This window comes from Thermopetrobacter sp. TC1 (assembly GCF_000746275.1).
Lineage (GTDB): Bacteria > Pseudomonadota > Alphaproteobacteria > Rhizobiales > Aestuariivirgaceae > Thermopetrobacter.
Map to the genome: position 1 here is coordinate 102724 of NZ_KN050831.1, position 18271 is coordinate 120994.

General features: G+C 62.1%; 15 protein-coding genes and 1 pseudogene. 7 read left to right on the forward strand and 9 right to left on the reverse strand.

Annotated elements, in window-relative coordinates; translation table 11 throughout:
- Nucleotides 1–118: 118 nt before the first annotated feature.
- Complete coding sequence (gene nosZ / locus EK16_RS10800) at nucleotides 119–2422, reverse strand: Sec-dependent nitrous-oxide reductase (RefSeq protein WP_038037016.1); 2304 nt, start codon at nucleotides 2420–2422, stop codon at nucleotides 119–121.
- A 393-nt stretch (nucleotides 2423–2815) separates the two neighbouring features.
- Between nosZ and EK16_RS10805 the strand changes: the two genes are divergently transcribed.
- Nucleotides 2816–3325, forward strand: coding sequence for an NUDIX hydrolase (locus EK16_RS10805; protein ID WP_051929277.1), 510 nt, complete (start codon nucleotides 2816–2818; stop codon nucleotides 3323–3325).
- A 224-nt stretch (nucleotides 3326–3549) separates the two neighbouring features.
- Entirely contained in the window at nucleotides 3550–3771 is a 222-nt protein-coding gene (locus EK16_RS10810; protein ID WP_038037018.1) for a DUF2905 domain-containing protein, read from the forward strand.
- Nucleotides 3772–3874: 103 nt separating this feature from the next.
- Here the strand turns inward: EK16_RS10810 and EK16_RS10815 are convergent, their stop codons facing one another.
- The 3 genes from EK16_RS10815 to EK16_RS10825 all read right to left on the reverse strand — a co-directional run bounded on the left by EK16_RS10815 (nucleotide 3875) and on the right by EK16_RS10825 (nucleotide 6286).
- Complete coding sequence (locus tag EK16_RS10815; protein ID WP_038037020.1) at nucleotides 3875–4291, reverse strand: bacteriohemerythrin; 417 nt, start codon at nucleotides 4289–4291, stop codon at nucleotides 3875–3877.
- Between the two features lie 45 nt (nucleotides 4292–4336).
- Nucleotides 4337–5557, reverse strand: a complete 1221-nt coding sequence (locus tag EK16_RS10820; RefSeq protein WP_038037022.1) for a hypothetical protein — start codon at nucleotides 5555–5557, stop codon at nucleotides 4337–4339.
- A gap of 303 nt (nucleotides 5558–5860) precedes the next feature.
- Entirely contained in the window at nucleotides 5861–6286 is a 426-nt protein-coding gene (locus EK16_RS10825; protein ID WP_038037023.1) for a secondary thiamine-phosphate synthase enzyme YjbQ, read from the reverse strand.
- 171 nt (nucleotides 6287–6457) lie between these two features.
- Between EK16_RS10825 and EK16_RS10830 the strand changes: the two genes are divergently transcribed.
- Together EK16_RS10830 and EK16_RS10835 are read left to right on the forward strand one after the other, a co-directional pair.
- Nucleotides 6458–7087, forward strand: coding sequence for a transglutaminase-like cysteine peptidase (locus EK16_RS10830; protein WP_197059689.1), 630 nt, complete (start codon nucleotides 6458–6460; stop codon nucleotides 7085–7087).
- 521 nt (nucleotides 7088–7608) lie between these two features.
- Nucleotides 7609–8136: a gamma carbonic anhydrase family protein gene (locus EK16_RS10835; protein WP_038037086.1), complete on the forward strand. Its 528-nt coding sequence runs from the start codon at nucleotides 7609–7611 to the stop codon at nucleotides 8134–8136.
- A gap of 85 nt (nucleotides 8137–8221) precedes the next feature.
- On the opposite strand, the gene nadC is transcribed toward EK16_RS10835, so the two are convergent.
- The 3 genes from nadC to EK16_RS10850 all read right to left on the reverse strand — a co-directional run bounded on the left by nadC (nucleotide 8222) and on the right by EK16_RS10850 (nucleotide 12348).
- Entirely contained in the window at nucleotides 8222–9121 is a 900-nt protein-coding gene (gene nadC / locus EK16_RS10840) for a carboxylating nicotinate-nucleotide diphosphorylase (RefSeq protein WP_051929278.1), read from the reverse strand.
- Nucleotides 9122–9340: 219 nt separating this feature from the next.
- Nucleotides 9341–9799, reverse strand: coding sequence for a polysaccharide biosynthesis/export family protein (locus EK16_RS11665; RefSeq protein ID WP_051929279.1), 459 nt, complete (start codon nucleotides 9797–9799; stop codon nucleotides 9341–9343).
- A 98-nt stretch (nucleotides 9800–9897) separates the two neighbouring features.
- Complete coding sequence (locus tag EK16_RS10850) at nucleotides 9898–12348, reverse strand: ComEC/Rec2 family competence protein (protein ID WP_038037027.1); 2451 nt, start codon at nucleotides 12346–12348, stop codon at nucleotides 9898–9900.
- A 177-nt stretch (nucleotides 12349–12525) separates the two neighbouring features.
- On the opposite strand from EK16_RS10850, the gene gltX reads away from it, so the two are divergent.
- Both gltX and hfq read left to right on the forward strand, forming a co-directional pair.
- The gene (gene gltX / locus EK16_RS10855; RefSeq protein WP_038037029.1) at nucleotides 12526–13965 is read left to right on the forward strand and encodes a glutamate--tRNA ligase; all 1440 of its coding nucleotides are present in this window, start codon (nucleotides 12526–12528) and stop codon (nucleotides 13963–13965) included.
- Nucleotides 13966–14370: 405 nt separating this feature from the next.
- Nucleotides 14371–14616: an RNA chaperone Hfq gene (hfq, locus tag EK16_RS10860; protein ID WP_038037031.1), complete on the forward strand. Its 246-nt coding sequence runs from the start codon at nucleotides 14371–14373 to the stop codon at nucleotides 14614–14616.
- A gap of 645 nt (nucleotides 14617–15261) precedes the next feature.
- Here hfq and EK16_RS10865 read toward each other — a convergent pair.
- Entirely contained in the window at nucleotides 15262–15996 is a 735-nt protein-coding gene (locus EK16_RS10865; RefSeq protein ID WP_038037033.1) for a cytochrome c biogenesis CcdA family protein, read from the reverse strand.
- Nucleotides 15997–16211: 215 nt separating this feature from the next.
- Between EK16_RS10865 and nadB the strand changes: the two genes are divergently transcribed.
- Nucleotides 16212–17843, forward strand: coding sequence for an L-aspartate oxidase (gene nadB / locus EK16_RS10870; RefSeq protein ID WP_051929280.1), 1632 nt, complete (start codon nucleotides 16212–16214; stop codon nucleotides 17841–17843).
- Nucleotides 17844–17992: 149 nt separating this feature from the next.
- On the opposite strand, the pseudogene EK16_RS12670 reads toward nadB, so the two are convergent.
- Nucleotides 17993–18271, reverse strand: a pseudogene (locus tag EK16_RS12670) (hypothetical protein); the annotation flags it as partial.

An 18271-nucleotide genomic window follows, 5' to 3' on the forward strand; every position in this document is an offset into this window, starting at 1 on the left:
GGTTTTTGGCCTTCCACGATATGGAACGATCCTGGGGCCTTATGTGAGGCGGGGGGCGAACCCTTCGCCCCCCGCCGGGGTGTGTCTCGTTTTCAGGTCAGAAGCATCGGCGATCCGATTACTTCTTGATGACCTTGGCGCCGTGCTGCTCCAGATAGGTCTTGGCGCGCAGGCCGATGTCGGCCGCCTTGACCTGATACTGGAACCACTGCTGCGCCCACAGCGTGGCGTTCTGCCAATCCTTCTTCGCCGCGAACTCCTCGGCCTTTTTCTTGGCGTCAGCCGCGAACTTCAGCTGGTCGGTGGCGTCCTCGACCAGGCCGACGACCGTCGGGAAGTCCTTGTAGTTGCGCGAGACGATGAAGTTGACCACGCTGTCGATGACCTTCTGCACCTGCAGGTTCTGCTGGTACTGCTTCTTGTAGTCCTCCTCGGTGTACTTCACACCCTCGGAGAACCCGGCCTCCTCGGCCTTGACGCCCTTCGGCCGCACAACGAGGATACCCTCCATCTCCAGGTGCAGGGCCGAGCAGAACTCCGTGCAGTAGTACGGATAGATACCGGCCTTGTCCGCCTTGAACGTGGCCGACACCGTCTTGCCCGGCTCGATGGAGAGGTTCACGTTGTGACCGGACAGGGCGAAGCCGTGGGTCTCGTCCTCGGCGCGCTCCACGTTGGTGATGTGGATGGAGACCGTGTCACCCTCCTCGACCTCGATGATCTCGGGCGTGATGTGCGAGCGGATCACCGTGGCGTAGACATGCACCACGCCGTCCTTCTTCACGATCTTTTCACGGCCCGGACGGGTCTTGAAGGGCGAGATCCGGTCGTTACGCGAATCCCAGCCGAGACGATAGCGCACCAGCGGCTTCAGCTTGCTGGCCCGGATGGCCACCGCATAGTGCGGCTCGCCCAGCGGCACCGGCATGTCATACAGCAGCTCCATCTTGTCGCCGGAAATGTCGATCAGCTGATGGTTCTGCGGATGCAGCGGGCCGACCGGGTTGAAGCGGTCGATGGCGAGCTTGTTCAGCGACACCAGGTACTTGCCCTGCGGCGTCACCGAGTCGCCCTCCATCGTCATCAGGTGGCCGATGTTGTAGTGGATGTGCAGCTGATCGAGCACCTTGCCCTTGCAGTAGTCCCACTTGGTGACCATCGAGTCCACGTAGATGGACGTGTAGACCACGCAGGGCTTGGAGTCATACTGCGTATGCAGCGGACCAAGGCCCACCTCCACCTGCGTATGCAGGGTCTTCTTCATGTCGAGGATGGGCAGGCCGTAGGGATCCTTGCCGGCGAAGTCCTTGGCGTCGATCAGCTTCTTGATCTTCTCCCAGGAGTACACCGAGGCGTGGGTGTCCAGCTTGCCGGACACGATGATGTACTTGCCGTCAGGCGAAACGTCCACGCCGTGCGGGGACTTCGGCTCCGGAATGAGATAGACCACGCCCTCCTTCGCGGAGGTGTCCATCATCACCACCGGATGGCCGTTGATCATCTTCACCTTGCCGGCCTTCACCAGCGCCTCGGCCTTCTTCCAGTTCACCACATGGAGGAAGTCCGTATCCTTCTGCGAGCAGCCGGCCTCGAACGGCGGGCGGCCCTTCTCGATGCCGCCGATGTAACGCTCAGAGCAGAAGGAGTTGGTGAAGGACCAGCCGTCGGACACGAGCTTGCCGGCGTCCGAAAGGTCCTGCGAGTAGGGCGGAAGCTCCACGGAGAAGGACTTGGCCGGATCAATGCGGCCCTTCTCACGGTCGAACTTCCAGTAGGTGACGGCACCGCGGAACTTCTCGTTGAACTGCGAAAGCGGCACGTAGACTGACTTGCCAAGCGGCGCCGGATACTGCGTGGCCTCGATGATGTATTCGGTGTTCGGCGTGACGAACGAACCGCCGTGCTCCGACATCATGATCGGGTTCACGACGATCTGCTTCGTCTCGAAGTCCTTCAGGTCGATGACGGCCACGCGCGGGTTGGCCTTGTCGTTGATGAACAGGTATTCGCCGTCGTACTCGCCCTTGGTCTCGGAGATCGCCGGATGGTGCGTATCACCGAAGGTGATCAGCTTGCCGTTGATCTTCGCGCTCTCCAGAATGGCCTTCGACTCGTCGTCGAAGCCATAGCCCTGCCACGGCTCGGGCGTGAACACGGCGATGAACTTCAGGATGCGCATGGACGGAATGCCGTAGACCATGACCTGGCCCGACTGACCGCCCGACGAGAACACGATGAACTCGTCGCGCTTGCCGGTGGGCACATAGGTCTTGGCAGCGGCAAGAACGTCCTTCTCGGTCAGACCGCGGGCCTTCATGATGGCCTCGAGCTGACCCTGGGCGTTCGCACCCGCGCCGGACAGCGCAAGGCCGAGACCCGCCGCTGTGGACAGCAGCAACGCCTTTTTCAGGATGGATTTCATGACCAGTCCCCTTGGGTTTTGTCTTCCCTCTCGCCTTTTGGTCATGGCCGCTTCCACGCAGAGCTCATGACCTGCAGGCGCAATTACGGGAAAGGTTGACCGCCTTTTCCCACGGCCAAAACCTAGAACTGGTCAGGGAATGTGATCATTGACCAACATCAAGAACCTGAACAAAAGAAAATGTCCCGATTTGATCCATATCAATGCATTTCCTGATCACGCATTCGTGAAGCATAAGGGGGCAACAGGACATAACGCGTTGAAAAAGAACGGCAAGCCACATGCGCCCTGCCCTGTCCTCCTGCGTGCATGGTTATTTCCTTCGCGCCCATACGACGAATGTGTGATACGCTTTGTTTGCCTTGAAGCCCAAAAGCCGCCAACACGCCCGTCATGTCATCGCGCACGCAAAAGAATCGTGCCCGTTCTGCGCCCGTCAGCGCCGGGCTTGTGCTCTACCGCCTTGCCGATGACGGCCCGGAGGTTCTGCTGGTGCATCCCGGTGGCCCATTCTGGAAATCCCGGGATCTGGGGGCCTGGTCCATCCCCAAGGGGCTCATGGAGGAAAACGAGCCGCCCCTTGATGCGGCCCTGCGCGAATTTGCCGAGGAAACCGGTCATCCGCCGCCACCGGGGCCTTATCACCCCCTGCCCGAGGTGCGCCTGCGCAGCGGCAAGCGCATTATCGCCTTCGCTGCGGAAGGAGACCTTGATGCCGGCACCGTGCGCTCCAACACCTTCACCATGGAATGGCCGCCGCATTCCGGCCGCATGCAGGAATTTCCGGAAATCGACCGCGCCGCCTGGTTTCCGCTTTCAGAAGCAAAACGGCGCATCAACCCCGGCATGGTGCCATTACTCGATGCCTTGCGCGCAATTCTGGAAAAACAGCAGCAAGGCTGATTCCCTTCCCGGCCAGACTGATCAATGCCGAACTGCCCCACAGCCGCAGGAACGTCATTTAAATATGATGGGCATGGCATGGGCTATGCATCTTCAGAAAAAGCATTGAAGCCCTATTGGAGCAACGCCATTTATCAGGCGGGGCGCTTCCCCCCTTTCCATCGGCCGCTGACCTTATGAAAACGGCAATCTGAGCGGTGTTTGCCAGCGTATGAAAAACAAAGATGGATGGCATTCAGAAATTTCTCATCATCTTCGGCCTGATCCTGCTGCTGCTCGGGCTGCTCTGGCCGTTCCTCAGGGACATCGGGCTGGGCCGCCTGCCGGGTGACATTCATCTCGGCGGCAAGGGCTGGAGCGTGCACATTCTTCTGGGCACGTCCATTCTTCTTTCCATCGTGCTCACCGTCATTCTCAACATCATCGTCCGCTTCTTCGATAAATGACGCAACAAAACAGGCCACGCCGCCCGGGCAGCGGCATGGCCCGTCATCGTGTCTCTCATGCATTCCCTGATGGAGATGCAGCCTGAAAAACGTTGGCGTGGCCTCACACGGCCTTGCGCAGACCGCCCTCGCCCAGCACGTAGGGGATGTACTTGCGGTCGGTGCCGAGAATGTGATTCTTCAGCCAGTCCACCAGGAAGACCAGCACCTCCTGCGCGGTATCGCCGCCCTGATCGAACTTGGCCTTCAGCTCATTGAGCCGCTGCAGGAACATCTCGTGCGTGCGCTTGTGCGCCTCCGCCTCCGGAAAGCTGGCTTCGGTGAACAGCCGCTCCTCATCGGCGAAGTGCGTCGCCGTATAATCGGCGAGCGTATGGAAGATGTCGTCCATGAGATCCTTCTCGCAGCCCTGCTCCAGGCCCATGGACAGCAGGTTGATCGCCCGCACGAGAATCTGGTGCTGACGGTCGATGAGATCGATGCCGGTGTTGAAGGCATCCTGCCACTCGAGCTTTACCATGTTCACGTCTCTCCGCTTGCTTGAATCCGAACGTCTCTCGCGCGCTCACGCTCCGGAGGCCCGGCGCAGAACCTCCTCGTCGTGCTCGCCGGAAAGATCGTTCTCCTTGCCTTCATCAGGGGCATGGGTGGTCTGTTTCAGTTCATCGTGGAGCTTGGCCAGCATCTGTTCCAGCTGATCGGCAAGCTCATCGCGCGCCTTCGCCGAGGCATCGTCCTTGCTCTCCTCGGGCTCGGCCTTTTCCGCCTTGCCGAAGGCGGTCTCCTCATCGGCCTTCTGCACGCCAAGCCCCTGCTCGATGTCGGAGATGAGCCGGTGCACCACATTGTCGGAGGTGCTTTCCGCCTCACTCTCGCGACGGCCGAAGGACGACGGGCGCGGCGCGGTCTCCTCACGCTCCGCGCGGGTGCTCTCCTTCAGAGAGCGGATATCCTCCTTCAGGCGCGCCAGCATGTCGCGCAGATCCTCGCTGCCGCTGCGTTTGGCCGCGGAGCGCTGCTCGGCGCGCAGGGCCTCGATGTCGCTCTTCAGCTCGGCCAGCATGGCGCGCACATCCTCGCCCCCGTTGCCGGCGGCCGCAGAAGCCATGCCAAACTGCGGCGCCATCCCTGCGGCCATCGGCTGGGCCATGCCTGCCCGCGCCAGATAGGGATCCGTGCTGGCCATCTGCTTCACCTGCGCGATCTCATTCTTCAGCTCGGCCAGCATGGCCCTGAGATCATCGCTGCCGCCGCCTTGCGGTGCCGCGGGCTGCGGCTGCGGCTGAGCCTGCGGCGCAGGCTGCGGCTGGGCACCATAGCCCGGTGCCTGTGCCATGGGCTGTTGCGGCATCGGCTGCTGCGGCATCGGCTGCGCCTGGGGCATGGCCGCCTGCGCCTGCGCATAGGCGGGCGGCACCGCCGGCGCACACATGCCCGCCGCGGCGTAATTGGCGGCCGCCTGCATGTTGGCCAGCATCATCTGCAGCTGCCGCACCTGCTCTTTCAGTCGCGCATTTTCCTCCCGCAGCAGCACGTTTTCACGCATGACCTGATTGAACTGATCGCGCGCAGCGCCGAACATCGGGCCGGTATTGCCCTGAAAACCACCATGCGCCGGGCCTGCCGGCTGCGGCGAAATCGGCTGTGGCGCCACCGGGCGCGCCGGTGTTGCGGTTTCAGGCTGCGCGACCACGGGCTCGTCATTCTCCGTGCCGCTCGAGGAAGCGAGGGCCTCCACCTCCTCGATGATCTCTTCGCTTTTGCTCCGTCTACCGAACCACTTCATCCCGTTCGTCCTTCTGTGTTGCCGACTGCCCGCTTCGCCAGGGGGGTTCATGCAGGCACACACGTTCCCCCTGCCGGGCGTAAGATCCGCGCCCGGAAGCGAACACTCATCCGAACCAGGGCCAAACCCACCGGCACGGATCCCCACCGGATCCGAGACGACATTTCTCGCCCCGCCGGCCCGAAGGCGTGCCATCGGGCGGCAGCCTTGGGCGGGCTTATGCATCGCCAACACTTTGTCGGGAAAAGGCTAACAAAGGATTACAACCGGGAATGGCAATTCCCAATTACAAACTGAAGGGCCTTACGCAGCGTCTCCCATCAGGTGTGCAAAAACCTGCCGCGTGTGCGGGCGCGCGCGATGTTCAAAGAGATAAATGCCCTGCCAGGTGCCCAGAACAGGCCGGCCGGAAGCCACAGGGATGGTCAGGGAGACATTCGTCAGCGCCGAACGGATATGGGCGGGCATGTCATCAGGCCCTTCCATCACATGCCGATACCAGGAGGCGCCCTCCGGCACCAGCCGCGCAAAGAAGCTTTCCAGATCCCGCTGCACATCCGGATCGGCATTTTCCTGAATGGTGAGAGAAGCGGAAGTATGTCGGCAATAGAGAACAAGAAGACCGGTGTGGATGCCGCTTTCCGAAACAAAGCGCAAAACGTCTGCTGTGAATTCGTAAAGTCCTTTTCCCCGGGTGCTTATGGTTAACGTCGCCTGAACCTGCTTCATTCTCTTCCCCTTTATAACGGATCTCCTCGCCGCTGCATCAGGATTAACAAATTCCTTTTTGCTGGAGCGAATTTCTCGCCTGCCATTTTCCGGAATCTCAAAGCCCGCCTGTTAGCATCCCCGACAGATAACAACGAAAGGGGACGTCGAACAATGGTTGGGTGGACACACATGATCAGGACAGGAGCCGCTCTCGCTGCAGGGCTTGCGCTGTCCGTTCTGGCCGCGGCATCGGCCGAGGCCCGCAGCAATGTGGCGCCGGCGGCGGCCTTCGCGCCGGAATATGGCGATACCCTGCCGCCCATTGGCTATGTATCCTTCTGTGCGCGGCACAGGGATGACTGTCAGCCCGTGGGCTACATGACGCCGAAGGCGCGCATTGACAGCCGGCGCTGGGACCTTCTGCGGCAGGTGAACCGTTATGTGAACCGCAAGATCAGGCCGGTCACCGACCTTGAGCTCTACAACCGGCCCGAGGTCTGGGAATATCCCACCACCGCCGGCGATTGCGAGGATTACGTGCTTCTGAAGAAGAAGTATCTGGAAGGGCTGGGCTTTCCGCCGGAAACCCTGCTGATCACCGTGGTGCTCGATGAAAAGGGTGGCGGCCATGCCGTGCTCATGGTGCGCACCACGAAAGGGGATTTCATTCTCGACAACCGGCGGGATGCCATTCTGCCCTGGAACAAGACGGGATACACCCTGCTGAAGAGACAGTCGCAACAGGACCCGCGCCGCTGGGTCTCTCTGACCCGGCGCCCGGGCCAGGGCAAGGGCATGCGCATCTTCGGCAACAACTGAACAGGCGCTTCAGGCATCATCTGCAAGGCCTTGAAGCGCCAGAAAAAAATCGCGAGGACCCCGCGCCCGGCCGGCGTCCCCCTCCCCCATCCCCCACCACAAAGGCCGGGCAGCACGGCCGGCCCCGCTCCCACCCGGGGCCGGCCTCCCTTTTTTCAATTCTCGTCTTCCCGGCATCAGATCGAAGAGACTTGACAATTTTCCTCTCATGTTCTCATGATATTCCACACACGTTTCATATACCACCGCATACACGCATTTCGAGCAAGGGGTGAGCACGAGGCGGGGAGAAGGAATGTGCACAGACTTCAGATGAACAGTTGTGGACAATGCTGCGGACCCGTGTGTCATGGGGACGATAATGTGGCTAAATGCCTCTGAAACGGACCGCCATGGGCTTTAAGTGCCCGGTTTCGCGAACAGGCCTCCCACACGGGCATGCTTGAAGCGCTTTTGCGCCCCGGATGCCGACAGGGCCATGCACACAAACGGAACGCCGCCGTATTGGGGAGATGAACATCATGCCGGTCTATGCCTTTGACGGCCACAACCCGAAACTGCCGCCGGAGGGGGATTATTTTCTGGCGCCGACGGCCACCGTCATCGGCCGCGTCACGCTGGAGCGGGATGTGTCCATCTGGTTCGGCGCGGTGCTGCGCGGCGATGTCGAGCCCATCATCATCGGAGCGGGCTCCAATATCCAGGACAACTGCGTTCTGCATACCGATCCCGGCTATCCCCTGCGGCTGGGGCGCAATGTCGTTGTTGGCCACAATGTCATCCTGCACGGCTGCACCATCGGCGATAACGTGCTCATCGGCATGGGCGCGGTCATCATGAATGGCGTCACCGTCGGCGAAGGCGCGGTAATCGGCGCCGGCGCCCTCATCCCCGAAGGCAAGGAGATCCCGCCGCGCGCGCTCGTCGTTGGCATGCCCGGCAAGGTGCGCCGCATTCTCACCGAAGAGGAATCACAGGGCCTCACCAGCGGCGCCGCCACCTATCAGGAGCGTTTCCGCCGCTATCTGAAAACCATGCACTCCGTCTAACCATCGCATCGGTCTCTGGCCCGCCTTGATGCCTCTGGCAGCATGCCTTTCATGACGGCGCGTGCATACAGCGCTTCCCTGCCCTTCAAGAGCCTGCCGTAGCGGCCCAGTCCAGTCCGATGTCCTTGGCCGGTGCCGATTGCGTGATGCGGCCGACGGAGATGAAATCCACCCCGGTTTCGGCAATGGCCGCAATGGTCTCAAGCCGCACCCCGCCGGAGGCCTCTGTCTGCGCCCGGCCGTTGATCATGGCCACCGCGTTTCTGAGCGTGGGCGGATCCATGTTATCAAGCAGGATGCGCTCAACGCCCGCATCCAGCGCTTCCTGCACCTGTTCAAGCGTGTCGCATTCCACCTCGATGTGCTCATGCCCCGCCTGGCGCGCCGCCTGCACCGCTGCGGTGAGCGAGCCTGCCACGGCGATGTGATTGTCCTTGATCAGCACCGCATCGAAAAGCCCGAGGCGATGATTGCGTGCGCCGCCCATGCGGGTGGCGTATTTCTCAAGCCGCCTGAGGCCCGGAATGGTCTTGCGCGTATCCAGCAGGATGCAGGAGGTGTGCGCGATCGCATCCGCAAAACGGCGCGTCTCGCTGGCGATGCCGGAAAGATGCTGGAGGATGTTCAGCGCCACGCGCTCCGCCGCCAGCAGGCTGCGCGCCGGGCCACAGACCCGGGCCAGAACCGCCCCGGCCGCAATCTGCGCGCCATCGGCCGCTTCCGGCTCAAAGGTGATTTCAGGATCAAGTGCGGCAAACACCCGCGCCGCCACCGGCAGCCCCGCCAAAACCAGCGCCTCACGCGCGCGCATGGTGCCGGCAAAACGCGCATCCTGCGGAATGACGGCTTCGCTGGTGATATCGCCGCGCGCATCGAGGTCCTCTTCAAGGCTGGATACGATGACACGCGCCACATCCGCCGCCTCAAGCGGCGCCTTCAGCAACAGGCGCTCATCTGCCGGCGTGAAATCAAGGATGCGCCGCATCCATACCTCGGCTTGGTTCACGCTTCACCTCCCTTCGCTTTGGCCCGCCATGTCGCGCGCAAAGGCCCCGTGCGCTGCCTCTCCCCCTGACGGAACAGAGAGGAAGCGCCAAGACGTCATGCGCAACGCGCCCTGAAAAGCGCGCAAGAAAGGTATGACAGGAAACAGCCTGCGAAAAGACCGAAAGGACGAAAGACCGATCAGGAACCGGCTGATGCTTCAGCCATTATCCGGCAGGACGCTGACCCGAACGCCCTCCTGCCCCGCCGTGGACAGCGCGGCGGCAATCTTCTCCTCGATTTGCGGATAGGTTAGCCCCGCCACGTGCACCTTGCCAAAGCGGCCGAGATTGAGCGCTCCGGAAGCATCCACCACATAATCGCCGGAAAGGGAATCAAGCCCGAAGGCGATCACCTTCAGCTTATCGCCCGCCTTGACCGTGATCACCTCGGCGGCGTCATGAAAACCAACCGCCATGCCGGCATCGGGCGGCGTAATGTTGGGCTCCGTCGTGGAACAGGCGGAAAGCAACGCGGCCGTCAGCGCCACGGCCGCAACAAGGCCGCCTTTGCTGATCTGCTGTCGCTTTGAGGACAGGACGGAGCCGATGCTCCTTCTCTCGGACCGCCCGTATCTGATTTCAGGGCCGTTCACGTCGCCCTCCCTCCTTGCCGACATGAGCGTTCCCCCCGTCAACAGACATCCTTAACCCATAACACCCGTTCGGGCAAGTCACAACGAAGCGCCGAATCATTCCGCTCATACAACCTGAAGCCTTAAGGATCGGTTATCATCCGCCTTTCTCTGCTTGCGGACGCATCCGCCGGCACATCGGCGCGCACCGCCTTGCGCGGCAGGGGCGCACGCCCCCAGGGCAATGTGCCGCGCTTATCTGAGACACTGAGGTGCCGCACAATGCGTCCTGCCTCATCAAGCCAGAGCGCCTGCGCCCCCTGCCGCCACAGCACGAAACGATCGATGCGCACGCGCACCTCCTTGCAGCCCTCCCGCAAGGGAAAGGCGGCAATCACGATGGCGGCATCGGCACAGGCCTGAGCGATCGCCTGCTTCAGCGCATTGCTTTCAAGCCGCCGTTCCATCACCGCCGGCAGAAAGACGATGGTTCTGCCCCTTTCGCCCGTCTGCCCGCTCCTGATCAGTGCTGTCCGGCATGCGCCGGATGGTGCGCATCTCCAGCCTTTGCGCTTTCGGGCCTCTTTCGGTGTTGCCGGATCACCATCCCGCCGCAGCCAGATCGACAGGGCAAAGCGCCCGGCCCGCCCTGGTGTGGCAAGCAATTGGCCCGCCGCATTGCGCACGGCCACGACCTTGCCTTGAGCATCAACGAGCACATCCGGCCGAACCGCCGCCGGCGCAAGAACCCCGGCCACAACCGCGCCCAACCCCACAAGCCGCCAGCCATCCCGCCGCAGACACAGCCACAGAAGCCCTGCCGCGATCAGCGCGGCCGCCCAAAGCCGCATCTGCGGCACCTCCAGCCACGGATCGGGCCAGTGTGCAATCCAGCCGCTGATCGTGAATACCGCCTTCAGCCCCGCCTCCATCACCTGCCACACGGGCGCATCCAGATGAAGCGGCATGAGAACAAGCGCCAGAACCCCCGCCGGCATCACCACGAGGCTGACAACGGGAAGCGCCAGAACATTGCCAAACAGCCCCCAATGCGAGAGGCGGTTGAAGTGCCAGGCCGAGGGCAAGGCCGTCATCAGCGCCGCCACCAGGGTTGTGAGCGCAAACGCAAGAAAGCCAAGCAACAGCCCCCGCAGCCACCGCTGCCAGAGCGTCCGGGATTCATCCGCTTCTGCGCGTAACACCATTCGCGACAAGCGAACGTGCCGCACCGCTTCATAAACGGCGATCAGCCCGGCCACGGCGAAAAAGGACATCTGAAACCCCGCCGTCACCGCCTTTTCCGGATGCAGGATCAGGATCAGCAGTGCGGCCAGCCCGAGGTTGCGCATGCTCAACGCCGGCCGGTCCAGCATCAGGGCCAGCGTCATCACCGCCAGCATGATGAAGGCCCGCTGCGTGGCCACGGAATTGCCAGACAGCAGCAGATAGGCCGCCGCCGTCAGCAAGGCGGCCAGCGCCGCCCACTTGCGGATGGGATAACGGATGGCCAGGCCCGGGATCGCGGCGAGAAGAAAGCGCAGCGCCTGAAACACCGCACCGGCCACCAGCGCCAGATGCAGCCCGGAAATGGCAAGGATATGCGCAAGCCCCGCCGCGCGCAGCGCCTCCAGATGCGCCTGCGCAAGCCGCCCGCGCTCGCCGATGATCAGGGCCGCCGCCAGCGCCGCTGCGTTGTCATCCCGCATCACCGCCCGCAACCGCCCGGCAATCGCCCGGCGCCAGCGCTCCAGATACCGTGCGCCCAAAAGCGCCAGCCCGCAATCCTTGCATCCGTCCTCGATGAGAAACAGCCCCCGCGCATGGGCAAAGCCCACCGCGCCAATGCCGGCGAAAAAAGGCGCCCGCGCCGGATCAAAGCCCTCAGGTTCCACCGGCTGCGGCAGACGCTTAAGCCGCGCCCGCAGCCGCACCACATCCCCTGGCAGCGGCAGGCGTTCATGACCCTGCGCGCGGGTGTTTTTCCCACTGCGTTTCTTAGGGATCAGCAGCGTGATCCGCACCCTTTGCGGCACGAAGCGCCTGCGCACCTCAGGCAGATCCTTCACCCGCAGGATCATGCGCACACGCCCGGGGCCTGCATGCCATGTGCGCTCCACCTGCCCGGTGAGCGTCACCCAGCCCACATGCGCCGGCAAAAGCCGCACATGCGCCTGCAGCACCCGCCAGGAGACAAGCGCAAAGCCCACACAAGCGGCCGCAAGCAGCAAAAGGCCCCGCTGCCCGGTTCTTGCCGCCTGCCAGATCCCAAGCAACAGAAAAAGCCCGGCCACGGGGCCTGATAAGAGCAGGCCCGGCCGCACCGGTGCGATGAACCACAGCGCCGCCCCGGCCCAGAGAAACACCGCCAGCCATGCCACAAGATCGCCCGCCACCGGCGCTGGCCCCAGTGGCCTGCGCATCAGCCGCAAACCCCTGCCCCAGAAACGCCACGGCCTATCATCGCCTTCGCCGTCATTCAGGGCATCGAAGGCCTCCGCCTCGTCATTCGGCCATACGCCTGCCGCAGGCGGTGTTTCACCCTGCCGCCGCGTGTTCTTGCCGTCCCGCTCCTGCCAGAAACGTTCAAGGCCCATTGCCTGCCCCCGCAAAAACTGGCAAAAGCCTAGCACCATTCGCCGTTTCCGGCACGCATTCCGTGCAGACCCGTCGCCGCCTCCCGGTTTTCAACAGCAAGGCGCGCACTCCCCGGCACGGAGCGTAAAGACCAAGGATCCGTCACATCCGCAAGCTTAAGGATAGCGTTCACAACCATGAGCAAGGTGAGAACCCGCTTCGCCCCTTCGCCCACGGGCTTTCTGCATATCGGCGGCGCCCGCACCGCCCTGTTCAACTGGCTCTATGCCAAGCATCACGGCGGCGAGATGCTTTTGCGCATTGAGGACACCGACCGCGAACGCTCCACGCAGGAAGCGGTGGATGCCATCATCGAGGGCCTGAAATGGCTGGAGCTGGACTGGGCCGGCGAGCCCATCTCCCAGTTCGCCCGGGTGGAGCGCCACCGCGAGATTGTGCACAGGCTGCTGGAAAGCGGGCATGCCTATTATTGCCAGTGCACGCCGGAGGAGCTGGCCGAGATGCGCGAGAAGGCCCGCGCCGAAGGCCGCCCGATGACCTATGACCGCCGCTGCCGCGAGCTGGGCCTGTGCCCGCCGCATGACAAGCCGCTGGTGGTGCGCTTTGCTGCGCCACGCGAGGGCGAGATCGTCATTCACGACATGGTGCAGGGCGAGGTGCGCTGGCAGGCCGAGGCCATGGATGACCTCGTACTCATGCGCGCCGATGGCACGCCCACCTATAATCTCGCCGTTGTCGTCGATGATCACGACATGGGCATCACCCATGTCATCCGCGGCGTGGATCACCTCACCAACGCCGCCCGCCAGAAGATGATCTACGACGCCCTCGGCTGGGAGATGCCGAAAATGGCACACATCCCCCTCATTCACGGCCCCGATGGCGCCAAGCTCTCCAAGCGCCACGGGGCACTGGGCGTTGAGGCCTATCGCGCCATGGGCTATCTGCCCGAGGCCATGCGCAATTATCTCGCCCGCCTCGGCTGGAGCCATGGCGATGACGAGATTTTCACCACCGAACAGCTCATTGAGTGGTTCGATGTCGATGCCATCGGCAAGTCTCCGGCGCGCTTCGATTTCGTCAAGCTGGAGAGTGTGAACGGCTGGTGGATCCGCAATCTTGACGATGAGCGGCTGCTTGCCCGCTTTGAACAGTTCCTGCCCCATGCCGATAAGGACCATCGCACCCGGGCGGAGCTGGCCCGGCGCCTGCTTGAGCAGCCTGAGGGACGCCAGCGTTTCCTCAAGGCCCTGCCCGGCCTGAAGGAACGTGCGAAAACCTTGGTGGAACTCCTTGATCTTTCCTATTATCTCTATGCGGAGCGCCCGCTGGAGATTGCGCCGAAGGCCGCAAAGATCCTGGACAAGGGCGGCCGTGACGTCCTGCGCGATCTTCTTCCCGTCCTTGAAGCGATCAATGAGGCCGGCTGGACCGAGGAGACACTGGAAGAGCGCATCAAGGCCTTTGCGGAAGCACAAGAACTCAAGCTGGGCAAGGTGGCGCAGCCCTTGCGCGCGGCGCTCACCGGCTCCAATGTCTCGCCCGGCATTTTCGAGGTTCTCGCCGTCCTTGGCCGCGAGGAAAGCCTTGCGCGCATTCGCGATCAGCTCGCCTAAGCACTATCACGGAACACAACCCTCTTGCGCGCAGAAATGGCATCTTGGGCATTCCTGCCCGCAGTGATGCCTATTATGGCGCGCAAGAGTGACATTTTTGCACCTATATGGGGATAATTTCTTCTGACACTCGAACCGTTCCAACAAATGTGATATGGTGCGGCCGAAAAACGGGTGGGGCGTTTCGGGGGCCGCAATCCCGGGCGAGATATGCAAGCCTGCGTTCGGCCTGATGTGATTTGGCTGCCCTGCCCTGTTTCTGGAAGCATCGAGTGCATGCCGGCCCTGCGGGGGGCTTGAGAGAGTGCGCGGGGAGGCATGCAAAGCAAAGACGGGGGTTACCGACTGTCCGCCTGATGATGCGGCGTATTCCTAAAAGAGGGCGGACACGGGAAGAGGTGGCACATGGGACAGGACAGACAACAAAATCTTCAGGACACCTTCCTCAACCACGTTCGCAAGAACAAGGTTCCGGTCACGGTCTTTCTCGTCAATGGCGTGAAGCTGCAGGGCATCATCACGTGGTTTGACAATTTCTGCGTCCTTTTGCGGCGGGATGGCTTGTCCCAGCTTGTCTACAAGCATGCCATTTCCACGGTCATGCCGGGCCAGCCCATCCAGCTCTATGAGGAATCGGGAGACGAGAGCTGATCGGGGCATCCCTCCGCCTTTGCCCCGTGCGCTTCTGGATGATGGGGTACAAAAAGGCGAAAAAAGATCTGACGGATCATGCAAAGGCGCTTGCTCCTCAACAGACAAGCGCCTTTTTTAAGTCAGGCCTGCCCTTGTCCCATCTTCAGCGCGGCACCGTGCCTGCCCAAATCAATTGCAATAAACATCCATGCCCGGAAGGACACTTCATATCCTTCCGGAACTGTTTGGCATTTTGGGCTGTCCTAGAAACTAGGTTTTGCTGTTCCACAACTCATTGAATGTCAAGCACGGCCCTGCGGGCCGCCGCGTAGCGGTTTCATGCTTGACATTCAATGAGTTGCGAAAAGAATGGTCATGAAGCGCCAATGGCGAAAAATCGCCATTGGCGCTTCTCTCAACCCTGAAAACCATGTTATGGAGACATTGAAAAATTACCATGATTTCAATGACATAAAACAACATTGACTTATTTATCTAGGACGACCCCTGGCATTTTTCACCTTCACCCTAAGGCATGGACGGCGGGGTAACATGCCCCGCCGAAACGTTTTCAAGGAACGCCCCCCTGCCCTTCCGCCCTCCTTGTGGGTGAAGATGGCCGGAGAGCGCTAGGCCGCAAGGGCTATTGCGCGTTCCGGGATTTCATGTGCCGAATTCCATCAGCGCCGGGAAGGTCTTCTGGATCCACTCGCCGATGGCGTTCATGGCACCGGTCATGATGAGAATGCCGGTGATGATGAGAAAGCCGCCGATGATCTTTTCCATGACATCAAGATGGCGGCGGAAGCGCTGCATGAAGCCCATGAACTGTTCGAGAAAGGCGGCCGCCACCACGAAAGGCACGCCAATGCCCAGCGCATAGACCAAGAGCAGCGCAGCCCCCTGCATGGCGGTATCCTGAGCCCCGGCAACGAAGAGAATGCTGGTCAGCACCGGCCCCACGCAGGGCGTCCAGCCAAAGGCGAACGCCAGCCCCGCCACATAGGCGCCGGCCAGGCCCACCGGCCTTTGCCGCGGCTGCGCCCGCACCTCGCGATAGAGCATCATCATCCTGAACACGCCGAGAAAATGCAGGCCCAGCAGGATGATGATGCCGCCCGCAATGACGGCCACGATATCGCGATACTGCTGCAGAAGCTGCCCGACAGTGCTCGCCGTGGCACCAAGCAGGACAAAGATGGTGGCAAAGCCAAGCACGAAGGCCACGGTGGCCAGGACAAGCCGTCCGCGACGCCCGGCCTTTTCGTCCGTCATTTCATCAAAGGACATGCCGGCGATGAAGGCCAGCGAAGGCGGCACGATGGGCAGAACGCACGGCGAGAGAAAGGAGAGGATTCCGGCCAGGAAAGCCCCTCCCAGACCGATGTCGAACGTCATGAATGCCTCGTTCCCGTTCGTTTCCTCAAGGCGTTTTATGGTTTTTGTGCAGAGACGATAGCGAAAGCGCCCTGCCCTGTCACGCATGCACACGTTGCATGACTGTTTCTACCGCCTTTCCTCTCTCTTTCCCGCCGTTATCGTGCCCTGAAATCCGGCTTGAAGCGGCATGCGCCGTTGAAGCAGCCTGAGCAAGCCGCTATAGAACCGACATCATGTCGGAAGAGCACAGCTTCGATGTCATCGTCATCGGCTCCGGCGCTGCCGGTCTGGACGTCGCCCTGCAGCTGGACGCGGCGGGGGTGGAGGTTGCCGTTCTGTCCAAGACGGAGCTTGAGGAGACCAACACCTGGCATGCGCAAGGGGGCATTGCCGCCGTTCTCGATGATGCCGACAGCTTCGAGGCCCATATCAGGGACACACTGATCGCCGGGGCGGGTTTGTGCGATGAGGAGGTGGTGCGCTTCGTCGTGGAGCATGCGCCGGCGGCCATCGCCCGCCTGGAACGCTATGGCGCCCGTTTCACCCGCGCAGATGACGGCCAGTATCACTTAACCCGCGAAGGCGGCCATTCCGCCCGCCGCATCGTGCACGCCGCCGATGCCACCGGCCGCGAAATGGAAGAGAGCATGGCGGCCAAGGCCCGCCGCGCGCCGCACATCACCATCTTCGAACAACACATGGCCGTGGACCTCATTCGCGAACACGTGCCCGGAAAAGGATACGGCCGCATCGTTGGCGTCTATGTTCTCAACCGCAACAGCGGCCGCGTTGATCTCTTTCGCGCGCGCGCCATCGTTCTCGCCACCGGCGGGGCCTCCAAGGTCTATCTCTACACAACCAATCCCGACATCACCACCGGCGATGGCATCGCCATGGCCTGGCGCGCCGGCTGCCGCGTGGCCAACATGGAATTCGAGCAGTTTCACCCCACCTGCCTTTATCATCCCCAGGCCAAGGCCCAGCTCATCTCCGAGGCCGTGCGCGGCGAGGGCGGCCGGCTGCTGCTGCCCAATGGCGAGCGCTTCATGCCGCGTTTTGATGAGCGCGCCGAGCTGGCGCCGCGTGATATCGTCGCCCGCGCCATCGACCACGAAATGAAGCGCCTGGGCATCGATCACGTCTATCTCGACATTTCCCACAAGCCCGCCGATTTCATCCGCAGCCACTTTCCCAATATCTACGCCGCCCTGCTCAAGTTCGGCATCGACATGACGCGCGAACCGATCCCGGTGGTGCCGGCGGCGCACTATACCTGTGGCGGCGTGATGGTGGACATGCGCGCGCGCACCGATATCGAGAATCTCTATGCCGTCGGTGAGGTGACCTATACCGGCCTGCACGGGGCAAACCGCATGGCCAGCAATTCCCTGCTGGAGTGCCTGGTCTATGCCGAGGCGGCGGTGCATGACCTGCTCGCCCGTCTGGAGGACATCCCGCCGCCGCCGCCCCTGCCCGCCTGGGACGAAAGCCGGGTCACCGATTCCGATGAAATGGTGGTCGTCTCCCACAACTGGGATGAAATCCGCCGCTTCATGTGGGATTACGTGGGCATCGTGCGCACGACCAAACGTTTGCAGCGGGCGCGCAACCGCATCACGCTCCTGCAGCAGGAGATCGCGGAATATTACGGCGGCTTTCGCGTCACTTCCGATCTTCTCGAGCTGCGCAACCTCGCCCTGGTGGCGGAGCTGATCATCACTTCCGCCCTGCGCCGCAAGGAAAGCCGGGGGCTGCATTATACCCTGGACTATCCCGAACCGCGCGAAAGCCAGCGCCACCCCACCATCCTCGTGCCCGACCGCTTCTGGGGCTGCGAATTCATGCTCGAAGGCCACCTGTCCTGAGCCGTTTTGAAAGGTCCTGTAGAAAATCCGGCAAACCGCTCCCTGCCACCGCGCAAAGCATCCGGCTCAGGCGCAGTCGTGTTGTCTCGCAGACTAAACGACCCCCACATCGTCATACCGGCGAAAGCCCACTGGTGTCCAAGGAAAGTTCAGCATGGGAGGAGCTCCTCGAAAAGGGGCAGGGAAGTGGTGGGGTGGGGTGTGGCGCGTGGCGGTTTTGGCGGCGGGTGAAAAAGGGTTGCGGCCACGAGCACGCGGATGTCCTTGAGCCTCATTGCACCACTTGCGGTATCTGCTTTCGTGACCAGGCGGTGATATTCACGCAGCAGAAGCCAGGCGATCACCGCCACCCACAGTTGTACAAGAATGGCGTTGCGGCTTTCGCCCATGAAACGCTTGACCTTCAGATTTTGCTTCAACCACTTGAA

Coding starts and splice junctions, on each gene's coding strand:
- EK16_RS10825 (WP_038037023.1), bottom strand. CDS start 6,286: ATGAAGCAGGTTCAGGCGACGTTAACCATAAGCACCCGGGGAAAAGGA.
- nadC (WP_051929278.1), bottom strand. CDS start 9,121: ATGCGGCGCATCCTTGATTTCACGCCGGCAGATGAGCGCCTGTTGCTG.
- nosZ (WP_038037016.1), bottom strand. CDS start 2,422: ATGAAATCCATCCTGAAAAAGGCGTTGCTGCTGTCCACAGCGGCGGGT.
- EK16_RS10830 (WP_197059689.1), top strand. CDS start 6,458: ATGATCAGGACAGGAGCCGCTCTCGCTGCAGGGCTTGCGCTGTCCGTT.
- hfq (WP_038037031.1), top strand. CDS start 14,371: ATGGGACAGGACAGACAACAAAATCTTCAGGACACCTTCCTCAACCAC.
- EK16_RS10850 (WP_038037027.1), bottom strand. CDS start 12,348: ATGGGCCTTGAACGTTTCTGGCAGGAGCGGGACGGCAAGAACACGCGG.
- EK16_RS10820 (WP_038037022.1), bottom strand. CDS start 5,557: ATGAAGTGGTTCGGTAGACGGAGCAAAAGCGAAGAGATCATCGAGGAG.
- nadB (WP_051929280.1), top strand. CDS start 16,212: ATGTCGGAAGAGCACAGCTTCGATGTCATCGTCATCGGCTCCGGCGCT.
- EK16_RS10805 (WP_051929277.1), top strand. CDS start 2,816: ATGTCATCGCGCACGCAAAAGAATCGTGCCCGTTCTGCGCCCGTCAGC.
- gltX (WP_038037029.1), top strand. CDS start 12,526: ATGAGCAAGGTGAGAACCCGCTTCGCCCCTTCGCCCACGGGCTTTCTG.
- EK16_RS11665 (WP_051929279.1), bottom strand. CDS start 9,799: ATGTCGGCAAGGAGGGAGGGCGACGTGAACGGCCCTGAAATCAGATAC.
- EK16_RS10815 (WP_038037020.1), bottom strand. CDS start 4,291: ATGGTAAAGCTCGAGTGGCAGGATGCCTTCAACACCGGCATCGATCTC.
- EK16_RS10810 (WP_038037018.1), top strand. CDS start 3,550: ATGGATGGCATTCAGAAATTTCTCATCATCTTCGGCCTGATCCTGCTG.
- EK16_RS10835 (WP_038037086.1), top strand. CDS start 7,609: ATGCCGGTCTATGCCTTTGACGGCCACAACCCGAAACTGCCGCCGGAG.
- EK16_RS10865 (WP_038037033.1), bottom strand. CDS start 15,996: ATGACGTTCGACATCGGTCTGGGAGGGGCTTTCCTGGCCGGAATCCTC.